The following is a 12,378-nucleotide window of genomic DNA, read 5'->3' as shown; positions in this document are numbered from 1 at the left end:
ACTGCGCGGCCGGCATAGGCCGCACAGGAACCGTGGCGACATGCATCCTGCTGGTCCTAGGGCTCAACCCTACGGATGCGCTCGAACGGATTGCCGCTGCCGGCTCCGGCCCCGAGACGGAGGCCCAGAATAGCCTCGTCGACCGCTGCGCCGTACGCATAAAGCAACCAGTCGAAACCGGCCTTTGAGATCCCCCATGGACCAGAAGCTGCAGTTTCCCGCCGACAAGAACGCTGGTGCGCCGAAAATCAGGCCCGCCATTTCCTGGATGGACGCAGGGGTCGGACTTGCGATCCTCGCCGCATTCGTGCTCATCGCATTCAACATCTACTCCAACATGACCGCGGCCGGGATCCGGCCGGGCTTCGGCTTTCTTGCGCAACAGGCCGGATTCGACCTTAGCGAAAGCGTCATTCCCTACGATGCTGCGGACAGCTACCTGCGGGCGATCCTGGCAGGCCTTGCCAACACCATTGCCGTCGCCGCGGCGAGCCTGGTCATCGCCTGCATCATCGGCCTGCTGATTGGCCTCCTTAGCGTCAGCACCGCACCACTCGCGCGCCTCTTTGCACTTGCCTATGTCGAGCTTTTCCGCAACCTGCCGAAGATTCTCGTACTGCTGGTCATCTTTGTCGCGGCGGTGAACGGCCTGCCCACCATCCGCCAAGCGCTCACCGTCGGTCCGCTCACCATCTCGAACCGGGCGATCTACTTGCCGTGGCTTTCCGACGATCCGGGCAATACGCTTTGGCTCACCGCCTCATTGTTGGTTGCTCCCCCGTTCCTTTGGCTGTGGATGCGCCGTGTCGCGCGGCGCCAGGCGCTCACCGGCCGGCGCGGCCCTGCCATCGCCGTCGCTTTCGCCATCGCCCTTGGCATTCCGGCCGCACTTGCCTTCGTGCTTGACGCGCCACTCACGCTGTCCTGGCCACACCTCGCGGGCTTTTCCGTTGAGGGCGGGATCACGCTTTCCATCCAGTTCTGTACCGTTGCGGTCTCGCTCGGCCTTTATCACGGTGCCCAGATCGCAGAAGTTCTGCGTGGCGGCATCGAAGCGGTGCCGGATGGGCAGATCGAGGCGGCAAATGCGCTGGGTCTCAGGCGCGGCCAGGTCACACGGCTCATCGTTGTGCCGCAGGTGCTGCGCACCGTCGTACCGCCACTCAACAACCAGTTCGCCAACCTCCTCAAGAACACGTCGATCTCAATCGCCGTCGGCTATTCTGATCTCATGTCGGTGGCCGGAACTGCCATCAACCAGACCTTCCGGCCGCTGGAAACCATGCTGATCACCATGTCGATCTATCTCGTCCTCTGCCTTATGGTCACGGGCGCACTCAACCATTGGAACGCGCGCATTCGTGGCCGCGAAGGGCGAAGTGCAACATGAGCGCGGCGCCGACCCTCGAACGTCTCTCCCGCAACGCGGCCCGCGCATGGCTGGGGAGGCACGCCTCCCGGCCGGGATCGAGTCTCCTGTCGCTGGCGAGCGCCACATTGGCTCTCTACCTCGCCTGGATCGTGCTCGACTGGCTCTTCCTCTCGGCGCCGCCGCCTTGGGCGGCCGCCTCCTCCTGCGCCGGGGCCGCGGGCGCCTGCTGGCCATTCTGGATGGAAAAATCCCGCTTCATCCTGTTCGGCACCTACCCTTTTGACCAGCAATGGCGGCCCTTGCTGGCCTCGCTGGTCCTCATCGCCCTCTCCGTCGCCACCGGGCGTATGGCCGTTAGCGGGCGCTGGCCGGATATGCGGCTATTGGCGGTCACCTGGCTTTGCGGCATGGCCGCCTCTTTCCTTTTGATGGGCGGTGGCGTTTTCGGCCTAGCTCCGGTCGACGCAACGCGGTGGAACGGCCTTCCGATCCTGCTCATTCTCTCCACCATCGCGCTGGCGCTGGCGCTGCCGGTGGGCGTGCTTCTGGCGCTTGCCCGCTACCAGACCCGTCACCCACTACTTCGCCGGGCGTCAGGGGCCTACGTCGAGATTATGCGTGGAGTGCCGATGGTCACGCTGCTTTTCGTCGGCGTCTTCGTGCTGCCGCTTACCTTGCCGAAGGGCATGGCCATCGAGCCGATTACGGCCGTCCTCGTGGCGCTCGTCTTCTTCCATGCCGCCTATTTCGCTGAGGACGTGCGCAGCGGCCTCATGTCGCTTCCGGCCGGCCAGCACGAGGCAGCCTCGGCGCTCGGACTCGGCTTCTGGCAGACGGTCCGCCTCGTCCTCCTGCCGCAGTCGATTGAACGTGCCATGCCTGCCCTCGTCAACAGCACGATCGGCGCTTACAAAGACACCTCCCTCGTGGTGATCCTTGGCCTGCACGATCTTAGCGCCACTGCCCGCATGGCCTTCAGCGACGTTGCGTGGGGAAACCAGGCGCTGGAAGCCTATGTGTTCGTCGGCCTCTGGTTCCTTCTCTCCTGCTCCTACCTCTCCTGGATCGGTCGACGGCTGGCAACCCGGGGGGCGGCCGGCCGAAGTCGGAGTACCAGAAATTCAGACTGAAGTTGGTCCGTAGGGATTGGTGGTAGTCCCGGGACCGTGACTTTGCGGGCATCAGCGACGCCCAGCGTGGCGGTGGGTGTCAGGCCGATGTCGCGGCCACCTCGACTACGCTGCATTCGCGTTGCAGCAAGACCGTCAGCCTTGCCAAGGGTCGACCACAACGACACCGGTGCCTTCGAAATCCCTGATGTTGCGGGTCACTACGACCATGTCGTGGACCAGAGCGGTCGCAGCGATCAGCGCGTCGGCCTCGTTGCGCCGGTCGGGGATGTGCAGGTGCGCGCAGCGCGTCGCAACCGCATCGTCAACCGGCACGATTCGGCCCGCGAATTCCGGGCGCACACGACTGTCGAGCCATGCGCGCAACCGAGCGCCCTGTGCCGCGTCCCGGCGGTGCACCCCGAGCACACCTCGCTCCAATTCGAGGATCGTGATGGCCGAAAGAAAGAAGCGCGCCGCATCTTCGGCTCCTACCCACACCAACACATTGGCATCGGCCTTGCCGTCACCGATCTTGCGCAGTTCGGAAACGACGTTAGTATCAAGCAAGTACTTCAAGACAAGTCCACTTCACGCGGCCTGATTTCAACGCGAGGCGGGTCAAAGTCGATCGACGACAGGCCGGGCATGGAGAGCGCGTCGACGAGGCTGCGGTGCTTCCCGCTCAAACGCTCGAATTCATCATACGTCATCAGCACATGGGAAGGCTTGCCGCGATCCGTGATGATGACTGGGCCGCTTCTTGCCGCCTTCTTAGCGCTGCTGACGTCATGGTTCAGTTCTCGGCTGGAAAGGGTAGTGATACTCACGGCTCACCTCCATGTAGGTAATTACCTACATATAGCATGGGAGGAAGAAATAACAAGCCGAGCACGTAACGCCATACCCTCCTATCAGTCTTCCGGCGCTGCAAGCTGTCCAGTCGATACAGCTGGATCCGCTGTAACTCACCACTCGATGCGAAACGTCTGGCCAAGTCACTTGCGCTGGCGCCCAGGGACTGTCTAACTAGATGACTTGGGAAGGCTTTGGGGACCGTCATGCGCAACTTCGAAGATCCTGGTCGGTCGCTGGCCGTTGCCCGTCACGGGATGGCGGCAACCTCACATCCGGCCTCAACCCTGACGGCCATCGAGGTCCTGAAGGCAGGAGGCAACGCTATGGATGCGGCGGTGGCGGCCGTCGCGGTACAATCTGTTGTCGAGGCAGGTTCGACGGGTGTCGGCGGGGACTGTTTCGCAATGATAGCGGTGGAAGGGTCCACCGACATTCGCGCGTATAACGGCTCGGGCCGGACGCCGGCCGCCCTGACACGCGAAACATTGCGGGCTGAGGGTGTGACAGCAATCGAGCGCGCTTCTCCTCATGCGGTCACGGTTCCTGGAGCGGTCGATGCCTGGTGCCGCCTCTTGAGCGACTTCGGCCGGATGCCGATGGCCGAGGTTCTTCAGCCGGCAATCGCACTGGCACGGGAGGGCTACGCACTGACGCCCCGTGTCGCCGCCGACCTGGGTCTGCAACGCGATCTCCTGGCGGCGGACCCAACCACCCGTGCCACCTTCCTGGTTGAGGGAGAGGCGCCGACGGTCGGCTGCACCCAGCGCCAGCCCTTGCTCGCGGATACGCTCGACGCGATCGCTCGCGACGGCAGGGACGCCTTCTATCGCGGCGGCGGCGCCGAGGACATGGTGAACTATCTGCGCGACCTCGGCGGCCATCATACCCTCGGCGATTTCGCCAGCGCTGCAGGCCACTACGTTACACCCATCTCCACGACCTATCGCGGCCGCACCATCTACGAGTGCCCGCCGAATGGCCAGGGCGTGGTCGCCCTTCTGATCCTGAATATTCTCTCACGTTTCTCGCTGTCCAACGACCCGTTCGACGCTGATGATCTGCATCTCCTCCTCGAGGCAACACGGCTCGCCTACGCCGCGCGCGACGCGCTGGTCGCCGATCCGTCTGGATCGGATGGGGCCGTCGAGCACATGCTGTCGAGCACGCTTGCTGATCGCCTCGCCAGTAGCATCTCCTTCGATCGGGCCACGGATCCACTGCCGTCGTTCGACACGGTCGAGCACAAGGATACCGTCTATCTTTGCGTGGTGGATCGCGATCGCAACGCGGTCAGCTTTATCAATTCGATATTCAGTTCCTATGGCAGCGGGCTGATGGCGCCGCGCTCGGGCGTGTTGTTCCACAACCGTGGCCAGAGCTTTTCGCTTGTGGCAGGGCATCCCAACGAAGTCGGCCCCCGAAAGCGTCCGATGCATACAATAATCCCGGGAATGGCGGCCGAGGGTGGACGCGTCGTCATGCCGTTCGGTGTGATGGGCGGCCACTACCAGGCCATGGGCCATGCTCATCTGTTATCCCGGCTCTACGATTGCGGTCTCGATCTTCAGACCGCCATTGACCTGCCGCGCCTCTTTCCGCTGCCCGCTACCGCAACGGTCGAAGCCGAGGAAGCCGTCCGCACGAGCAGCGGCGCCGAGTTGGAGCGGCGTGGCTTCAAGGTTCAGCCGCCCCGGTCGGCCATTGGCGGGGCGCAGGCCATCCGGATTGACTGGGAGCGCGGCGTCCTGATCGGAGGGTCCGACCCCCGCAAGGATGGGATGGCGTTGGGCTACTAGGGCTGTAGACTCATAAAGCGACTGATGTCAGCTGAGCGTGGAAACGAGATTTTGGCTCACCAGCTATCCGACGGCACCGGTGCGCCAAATAATGCGCGGCGCTGTAGGCACGGCAGATGACGCCCGAGAAACCTCAGATCACAGGGCATTGGCGTGAGGGTTGCGGTAGCGGCCGCCGCAGACGGCAATGTCTCTAGCCGTAAAGGTAGTCCGGCAGCCAGAGCGTGATGCCGGGCCACAGATACATGATGAGCATGCAGAGGATGACGATCAGCATGTAGGGCATCATGCCGGCGAATATCTGGTTGAGGGTCACGTTCGGTGGCGAGACGCCTTTGAGATAATAGGCCGACATTGCCACCGGCGGCGAAAGAAACGCCGCCTGCAGATTGACGAAGACGAGCACGCCCCAGAGTATCGGATCGATATCGAAGTGCCTTAGCATCGGCAGGAAGATCGGCACGAAGATGATGATGATCTCGGTCCATTCCAGCGGCCAACCGAGAATGAAGATGATCGCCTGCGACAGGATCATGAACTGCAGGGGCGTAAGATTAAGCGCCAGCACCCACTGCTCGATCAGCGCCTGGCCGCCGAGAAGCGCGAAAACGCCGGAGAAGAGCGCCGAGCCGACGAAGAGCCAGCACACCATTGCCGTCGTCTTCGCGGTCAGGAACACCGCTTCCTTGGTGCGCTTCCAGTTGAGTGTTCGCGCCTGGAAGGCCAGCAGGAAAGCGCCGGCCGCACCGACCGCGGCGGATTCGGTTGCCGTCGTGATCCCGAACAGGATGACGGCGAGTACGACGACGGTAAGAATGCCGAGCGGCATCACGGAAGAGATCAGAAGCTTCACGACCTGAAGCCGATCGGCGCTCATGTTGCGGTAGTAGCGGGCGAGCACCGCCGCAGCAATCACGGCAATGACGGCGAACGAGACGTAGAAACCGGTCGCAGGCCCGTTTACCGCCGCTGGCCCAGCATCAGCCGCTGAGGCGCCGAGCTGCTCCAGTCCTTCCGGCGTTTCCATCTCCGCCGATGCCTGCGGGTGGATGACGACATACCACCACGCGAGAGCCAGGGTGACCGCCGTCAGCGAGAAAGGCACCAGCGCGGCGCAGGCATTCTTGACCAACTTCCAATAGGTCAGCGGCCCCTCGCCCGTCTCGAGCGCCATCGCCCTCGACGGCGAGAACAGCGCGACAAGCAGCCCGGCTGGCATGTTGCGCGAATAGAGAGCCTCAAAGCTCCTCATCCAGGTGGGCACCGGAACTCTTGTCTGTTCCTCGGGCAAGGCGGGCGCGATTTTCGGATTGATCATCGCCCAGCCGAGAATGTAGGCGAGATAGAGGAGCGCGAGGAAAAAGCCGGGGAACATCGCGGCGGCATAGAGCTTGACGACCGACTGCCCCGCGACCGCCGCGTAGACGATGATCATCACCGATGGCGGGATCAGAATGCCCAGCGTGCCGCCGGCGGTGATGACGCCCGACGCGAGTTTCACGTCGTAGCCGGCGCGCAGCATCGGGTTCATCGCGATGACGCCCATCAGCACCACCACGGCGCCAACGAGGCCGCTGGCAATACCCCAGAAGGTGCAGACGATCAGCGTCGCAACGGCAAGCGACGCAGGCAGCCGCCGGAAGGAAAGCTGGATGCTGTAGAACATCTTGTCGACCAACGCACCGCGCTCCATCACGTAGCCCATCAGAACGAAAAGCGGGATGGAGATCAGCACGTCGTTGGTCATCGCCCCATAGGTGCGCTGAACCATCAGGTCGAAGACCCGATTGTCGATCCAGTGCTCGGCCGGATTGTAGAAAGCGTAAAAGCCGAAGAGCATGCCCAGCCCCATCAACGTGAACGCTGTCGGGAACCCCATCATGATGACGATCACGATGAGGATCAGCATCGTCAGTCCGAGGAACGGATCGCTCACGTCTCGATATCTCCCCTCAGGCCTCGTTGCCGCGCCGCCCTGTCAATATCCTGGGCGCGCTCGATTGCAGCTTCGCGCGTCTCCGCGTCTATGTGCTCGCTGTGCGCAAGCTGTTCGGCGACGACGTCAATCTCCTCGACATCCTTGAGGCGGCTCGGCCAGTCTCCAGTCCTGAGACAGACGATGCAGCGCGTGATCTCGGCGAGCCCCTGAAGCATCACGAGGGCACCTGCTATCGGAATGACCGTCTTGAAATAGTAGATCGGCGGCCCCTCCGCCGTCACGGTCGAATGCTCGCCGATCCGCCAGGATAGCGCCGCATAGTCGTAACCGGCATAGATGAGGGCAGCGACACCGGGCAGGAAGAAGAGGATATAGAGGGCCAGATCGAGCGTCGCCTGTATGCGAGGGCGGAGCGAGCTGTAGAGAAAGTCGCCGCGCACATGGGCATTTTGCGCCAGCGCATAGGCCCCGGCGAGCATGAACAGGGTGCCGTAGAACATGTTGCTGGCGTCATATATCCACGCCGTCGGCATGTTCATGATGTAGCGCTTGAACACTTCGATGCAGACCAGCGTCATCAGCCCGATGATCAACCACGCCGCGGCCTTGCCAACCCAGACGCTGATCGCATCGACCCTGATGAGAAACTGCTGAACGTCCACGGGTGCCTCCAGATAGCCTTAGCTTGGTCAGAAGCATCACCGTTGCCCGGTGATGGCGTCAGAAATCCTTTGCCGCCCCGTCCTTTCCGAAGTAGTGCTCGAAGGCCATTCGGCGGTTGACGACGGTGTCCTGTTCCCATCGCGTTACCCGCCCCGCAAAGGCTATTTGGGACTGGATGACTTCCTTGAACAGCGGGTTTTCCGCCGCCTTCTTCTTCACGACCTCGTCGTAGGCCTCCAGTTGCGTCTTGAGGATCGCTTCCGGCGTCCTGTAGAACCTGACCTTGTCGGTGGTCTGCATTTCCACATAGTCTCTTGAATAGCGGTCCATCGCTTTCCAGTGCATGTCCTGCGAAGCCGCCTCGGCCGCATTGGTGATGATTGCCCTCATCTGCTCCGGCAGCCCATCAAACTTCGCCTTGTTGAACAGGATCTCGAACTGCTCGGCATTCTGGTGATAGCTTTGCAGCATGCAAATCTTGGAGACATCAGGGAAACCGAGGACCCGGTCGGACGACGCGTTGTTGAACTCGGCCGCGTCAACCAGGCCACGGTCCAACGCCGAGACGATTTCGCCACCCGGCAGCGCGGTAACCGCGGCACCGAGCGCGGTGAAGACATCGATCGAGATGCCGACGGTGCGGAATTTCAATCCCTGGAGATCCTCGGCCTTGGCTATGGGTTTCTTGAACCAGCCAAGCGGCTGTGTCGGCATCGGCCCGTAAAGGAACGACACGACACTGGCGCCGATAGAGTCATAGAGCTTCGCCAGCAGCTCCTTGCCGCCGCCGTATTTGTGCCAGGCGAGCAGCATGTTCGCGTCCATCGCGAAGCCGGGACCAGAGCCCCACAGCGCTAGCGCCGTCTGTTTTCCGTAGTGGTAAACGACCACGCCGTGCCCCCCGTCGAGCGTCCCCTGCGACACCGCGTCGAGCAGGCCGAAGGCGGGCACGACGGCGCCCGCCGGCAGCACCTCGATTTTCAGGTCGCCGCCGGTCATGTCGTTGACCTTCTTGGCGAAATCGAGCGCGAATTCGTGAAATATGTCCTTGGAGGGCCATGTGCTCTGCCAACGCATGTTGACAGGCCCCTGGGCTTTGACGACGCTTGGTGACGCGATCATCGCTGCACCGGCCAAGGCGGCACCGCTTAAGAATTTGCGGCGCGACGTGCTTCCCCTGATCTGCGATCTGCGTTTCATCTCTTCCTCCCGAAAGCATGGGCCTCCCCGCCTTGCGAGCGGGAGGAGAAAAGGACAATGCAGTTTTCCGCTCGTATTCCGCTCGTAATCTAGTGTTGTAGCTCCAAATTATACTCCTCGATGAGCTCCAACTCCAACACCGTGTGGACGCATTCATTCCGGCACGACCAGTTCCTGAAGCGGCCGCCCATGACGGTTCTTCGAGAAGAAGGAATGGTTCGGTACCTTGCCGTCCAGTCCGAGATGGCAGAACCAGCGATAGGCAAGGTTGAGGTGGACTTCCTCGCGAAGTCGCCGTTCTGACCGGATGCCCATGCAATAGCCGCGCCCATTAACTGCGGGAACAATACTGCGCTTTAACGGTTATATTAGTGCACGCGCAAAAGCGATCCAGATGATGATCCGTCGGGATCGTGTGCAAGGATGGCCTCCGCCAAGGAGGTCATCCTTTTCGTTGCGCGTCCTGACGACGCTCGAAGGAGCCCTCCATGAGCACGATTGATCCCACGCTCACCTGAAAATGGAACTTCTGCGGAAAACCCAGCCAGTAGTAGGACCTTGGTCCGACACGGACCGGCAAAGGTCGTAGGTGCGTTGTCGAATCTCACGCCCCATGCATACTCGGGCTGGCAAAGCGCCTACGGAACAACGGCCCGCCCCGCCGCCGTAAGCGCGAGTGGTCCCAGAGCGAAGCCCCCCAGGCCCCATACCGCACCGCTCTGGGACCCGCCTACCGTTGCAACTGACCTCTTTCCATACGCTGGAGGCCGTTTCTTTTCAGACCTTCCCTATGATGACGAACACGATCCGCCGGATCGCTTCGGCAAAACTCACCTCGAGCGCCATGGCGGGAATGCCTGCGACCCCGAGCGCGCCGATACCCATCCGTTTCCATCGTTTCACGTCATCGGCGACCGGCTTCATCTCCGCCACGTCAGCAACAATTGTGGCCGTGGACGTTTCGAAATGACCGACACGACCGACAAGCTCATCCATATGGCGATGCACTGCAACCCGACTTTCGGTCGCCTTGTCTTTCGCTCGGTCAGCGCGCCCTCCGCTTCGGCGCATTCAGTCTTGCAGTGCCCGCATCCTCGCCGCCTGTTCGCCAAGCTGGCGATGGACAGCCGCCTCTGTCTCTGTGGACGCCATTACCGCCCTGCCCCATGCCTCGCGCATTCCGTGTCCGTCAGGACGCCGCTACAGCGCCGCGCGTCTATCTAGACGCGCAAAGGTCGCTGTAACACTTTGAGTTGCTACATAATTTTGTCCTTAAATCGATTCCGATTTAAGGAATTATGCAGTAGCCAATGGTCCAGATGCCAGCGACGTCCCGATAGGCCTTCGTCTTCGGGGCCTTCCCACCGCCTGACGAACGCCAGGCCCGCCGCGTTGATGCGTCGGTTCATGTTCATGTTGCTACTTTCATTTTGGTGGAGGACAATCTTCCCAGCCGACAGATTGGGGAGCGGGTGATGGATTTCGAAAAGGTGGGGCGAAGCCGAATGATGATGCGGCTGCCACGACACCGGAAACAGATTTCCGATGCCCACTTCCTTGCGATCAACGACTTGCTGAAGGCCTACGGCCGTGCCGCTATGAAGCGCGATCAGTTGCGCGAGCAACTGATGCCAGTCCCCAAGACCATGCAAGAGTATGAAGATCTCTGCCAGAAACTGGAGGACGACATTATCAAGATGCTGGCTAGTGTGAGCCCGCGAATGGTTCGCTGACATCCACTTTATTCCCAGTAGATTCTCAGTAGCGAAAAGGAGCGGCCAGTTTGCAATCTTCACTTAACGAGTGAACGGCATGCTCTCGTTGGTTGCCGTCGCCCCCCTGACCCCCGCCGGCAACTCGGAACCGCAATCCAACTCTCCGGATTGCGGTTTTTCCCGTGACGGAGCAGCAGATGGGCTATGATTGGAATGGCGCCCGCTGGCGCCGGATGACGGCGGCGAGATTTGGGACCGCCGTGGCTTTGGCGAGTCTACTGGTCGCGGTCGCGACCCAGGTGGTGACCAGGGCGCTGTAGAGATCGAGCGGATGATGTCGCTGGTTGAGCCGCTCGTCACATGCAGGGCGACATCGGGAAACTTCCGGCCGATGCAGGAAGGAAACGCCGGCAATACGCCGGTCGTTGCCGGATAGACGGTGCCGACCTTGATCGTGCGAGCCGCCTTGCCGGCGACCGAGCGCGCCACTTGGCCGACAGCCAGGCTTCGGGAACGGTCAAGCCACCAAGCTTGCAATCCGTCCTGCGGATCCGAGCGCGAGCGTCCACCCGAGCATGCCGTGTCCCGCGTTGATGTAGACGCCGTGGATTTTCTGTGACCTGACGATGAGGGGCCGGGAGGATGGTGTCATCGGGCGCTCGCCCGACCAGCGCCACTCCCACTCCGCCTGCCCGAAGCAGCCGGGTAGTACGGCATTGGCCGCCCCCCGCAGCATGGCGAAACGGTCGGACGTGAAGCCGGAGCCGGCCTTCTCGATGTCGGCGAGGCCCGCAACGCGGAACCGTTCGCCGATCGCCGCAAAGGCGAGCTTGCGCTTCACATCCGTCAGGCTGACGCGGGGAGCTCCCTCCCGCCACGGCACGGTCAGGGAATAGCCGGCGACAGGCTGAATCCCCCGCGCTTCCGGGAGGGCGGCGGCAAGGGTGCGGATCAACGGTCCGGCCGTGACGACGGCGGCGTCGACCGGCAGCGGATCACAATCTGCAAACCGGACGGCCAAGAGCCGCCCCCCGGGCTGCTCGAATCCAGCAACCCTTCTGCCGAAGCATGGTGAAACGCCATACTTTTTGACCATGGCGGCCGTCAGTTGACGGCAGAACGCCGCCGCATCACCGAGCGCATCATCGGGCGTATAGACGGCACCCGCGATCTCGCCTTGATAGGCTTTCAGGGCCGGCTCCACTGCCTCGGCTTCCGATCGCGACAGCATGCGCTGGTCGAGACCGAGCCGCTTTTTGCGTTCGACGATCGGCCGCGCCGCAGAAAGGCTCGCCGTGTCCGGATAGAGATGCAGCTTGCCGGCAACGCGGTAGTCGAAGGCGATATCCACCTCCGCCAGAAGCAACGCCATTTCCCTTCGGGATTCATCGGCGAGTTTCAGAATATCCTTCGTATTGCTCCACCATCGCCATGACGGCGTGTTGGCGAGAAACCGCAGGCCCCATAGCAGGAAGTCCGGATCGAGCCGCAGGCGGACGCGAAACGCGGGATCGCGGTTGGTCAGGATGCCCGGCAGATGTTTCAGCAAGGCGGGCGAGGCCATGGCATCGCCGTAGGCCCAGGAGAGTTGCGCCGCATTGCCGGCGCTCGCGCCCTTTCCCGGCTCTGGTTCCGCATCGATCAGCGTGACGCGATGTCCGGCCCGCGCCAGAAAATAGGCCGACGCGACGCCGACGACCCCTGCCCCGATAATGCCGATATGCAT

12 protein-coding genes and 2 pseudogenes are annotated in these 12,378 nt (G+C 62.2%); 6 read left to right on the top strand and 8 right to left on the bottom strand.

Features of this window, described 5'->3' with window-relative positions; translation table 11 throughout:
• The 3 genes and pseudogenes from BC360_RS32535 to BC360_RS16800 all read left to right on the top strand — a co-directional run.
• Positions 1 to 188, top strand: a pseudogene (locus tag BC360_RS32535) (hypothetical protein); the annotation flags it as partial.
• Positions 189 to 196: 8 nt separating this feature from the next.
• Positions 197 to 1,390 carry an amino acid ABC transporter permease gene (locus BC360_RS16805; protein ID WP_065796033.1) on the top strand — a complete coding sequence of 398 codons (1,194 nt, stop codon included), beginning with the start codon at positions 197 to 199 and terminating at the stop codon, positions 1,388 to 1,390.
• Entirely contained in the window at positions 1,387 to 2,502 is a 1,116-nt protein-coding gene (locus BC360_RS16800; RefSeq protein ID WP_065796031.1) for an amino acid ABC transporter permease, read from the top strand. The genes BC360_RS16805 and BC360_RS16800 overlap by 4 nt, the downstream gene beginning before the upstream one ends.
• A gap of 135 nt (positions 2,503 to 2,637) precedes the next feature.
• On the opposite strand, the gene BC360_RS16795 is transcribed toward BC360_RS16800, so the two are convergent.
• The gene (locus BC360_RS16795) at positions 2,638 to 3,060 is read right to left on the bottom strand and encodes a type II toxin-antitoxin system VapC family toxin (protein WP_065796029.1); all 423 of its coding nucleotides are present in this window, start codon (positions 3,058 to 3,060) and stop codon (positions 2,638 to 2,640) included.
• The gene (locus BC360_RS16790; protein ID WP_065796027.1) at positions 3,057 to 3,311 is read right to left on the bottom strand and encodes a type II toxin-antitoxin system Phd/YefM family antitoxin; all 255 of its coding nucleotides are present in this window, start codon (positions 3,309 to 3,311) and stop codon (positions 3,057 to 3,059) included. Before BC360_RS16790 ends, BC360_RS16795 begins: the two co-directional genes overlap by 4 nt.
• A gap of 231 nt (positions 3,312 to 3,542) precedes the next feature.
• Between BC360_RS16790 and BC360_RS16785 the strand changes: the two genes are divergently transcribed.
• Positions 3,543 to 5,135 carry a gamma-glutamyltransferase family protein gene (locus tag BC360_RS16785; RefSeq protein WP_065796025.1) on the top strand — a complete coding sequence of 531 codons (1,593 nt, stop codon included), beginning with the start codon at positions 3,543 to 3,545 and terminating at the stop codon, positions 5,133 to 5,135.
• Between the two features lie 193 nt (positions 5,136 to 5,328).
• Here the strand turns inward: BC360_RS16785 and BC360_RS16780 are convergent, their stop codons facing one another.
• The 5 genes and pseudogenes from BC360_RS16780 to BC360_RS32775 form a co-directional block, all read right to left on the bottom strand.
• Positions 5,329 to 7,071: a TRAP transporter large permease gene (locus tag BC360_RS16780; protein WP_065796024.1), complete on the bottom strand. Its 1,743-nt coding sequence runs from the start codon at positions 7,069 to 7,071 to the stop codon at positions 5,329 to 5,331.
• A complete protein-coding gene (locus BC360_RS16775; RefSeq protein ID WP_065796022.1) occupies positions 7,068 to 7,736 on the bottom strand; it encodes a TRAP transporter small permease subunit in 669 nt (222 codons plus the stop codon). The genes BC360_RS16780 and BC360_RS16775 overlap by 4 nt, the downstream gene beginning before the upstream one ends.
• Before the next feature lie 58 nt (positions 7,737 to 7,794).
• Positions 7,795 to 8,937, bottom strand: a complete 1,143-nt coding sequence (locus BC360_RS16770) for a TRAP transporter substrate-binding protein (RefSeq protein WP_065796020.1) — start codon at positions 8,935 to 8,937, stop codon at positions 7,795 to 7,797.
• A 183-nt stretch (positions 8,938 to 9,120) separates the two neighbouring features.
• A pseudogene (locus BC360_RS30860) lies at positions 9,121 to 9,261 on the bottom strand (transposase); the annotation flags it as partial.
• 453 nt (positions 9,262 to 9,714) lie between these two features.
• Complete coding sequence (locus BC360_RS32775; protein WP_274533927.1) at positions 9,715 to 10,008, bottom strand: DUF1515 family protein; 294 nt, start codon at positions 10,006 to 10,008, stop codon at positions 9,715 to 9,717.
• A gap of 404 nt (positions 10,009 to 10,412) precedes the next feature.
• Here BC360_RS32775 and BC360_RS16760 point away from each other — a divergent pair, with 404 nt between their 5' ends.
• Both BC360_RS16760 and BC360_RS32175 read left to right on the top strand, forming a co-directional pair.
• Entirely contained in the window at positions 10,413 to 10,670 is a 258-nt protein-coding gene (locus tag BC360_RS16760) for a hypothetical protein (RefSeq protein WP_065796018.1), read from the top strand.
• Between the two features lie 190 nt (positions 10,671 to 10,860).
• Positions 10,861 to 11,088, top strand: a complete 228-nt coding sequence (locus BC360_RS32175; RefSeq protein ID WP_161491383.1) for a hypothetical protein — start codon at positions 10,861 to 10,863, stop codon at positions 11,086 to 11,088.
• Positions 11,089 to 11,169: 81 nt separating this feature from the next.
• Here the strand turns inward: BC360_RS32175 and BC360_RS16755 are convergent, their stop codons facing one another.
• Entirely contained in the window at positions 11,170 to 12,378 is a 1,209-nt protein-coding gene (locus BC360_RS16755) for an FAD-dependent oxidoreductase (protein ID WP_065796016.1), read from the bottom strand.

It is taken from the genome of Ensifer sp. LC163 (genome assembly GCF_001695855.1).
GTDB lineage: Bacteria > Pseudomonadota > Alphaproteobacteria > Rhizobiales > Rhizobiaceae > Ensifer.
Note: the sequence above shows the minus strand (reverse complement) of the source record. Positions and strands in the feature narration are given on the sequence as shown.

Excerpts from the sequence above, each read along its gene's own strand:
- BC360_RS16805 (WP_065796033.1), top strand. The coding sequence starts at position 197 with ATGGACCAGAAGCTGCAGTTTCCCGCCGACAAGAACGCTGGTGCGCCG.
- BC360_RS16800 (WP_065796031.1), top strand. The coding sequence starts at position 1,387 with ATGAGCGCGGCGCCGACCCTCGAACGTCTCTCCCGCAACGCGGCCCGC.
- BC360_RS16785 (WP_065796025.1), top strand. The coding sequence starts at position 3,543 with ATGCGCAACTTCGAAGATCCTGGTCGGTCGCTGGCCGTTGCCCGTCAC.
- BC360_RS16770 (WP_065796020.1), bottom strand. The coding sequence starts at position 8,937 with ATGAAACGCAGATCGCAGATCAGGGGAAGCACGTCGCGCCGCAAATTC.
- BC360_RS32775 (WP_274533927.1), bottom strand. The coding sequence starts at position 10,008 with ATGCGCCGAAGCGGAGGGCGCGCTGACCGAGCGAAAGACAAGGCGACC.
- BC360_RS16760 (WP_065796018.1), top strand. The coding sequence starts at position 10,413 with ATGGATTTCGAAAAGGTGGGGCGAAGCCGAATGATGATGCGGCTGCCA.
- BC360_RS16755 (WP_065796016.1), bottom strand. The coding sequence starts at position 12,378 with ATGCATATCGGCATTATCGGGGCAGGGGTCGTCGGCGTCGCGTCGGCC.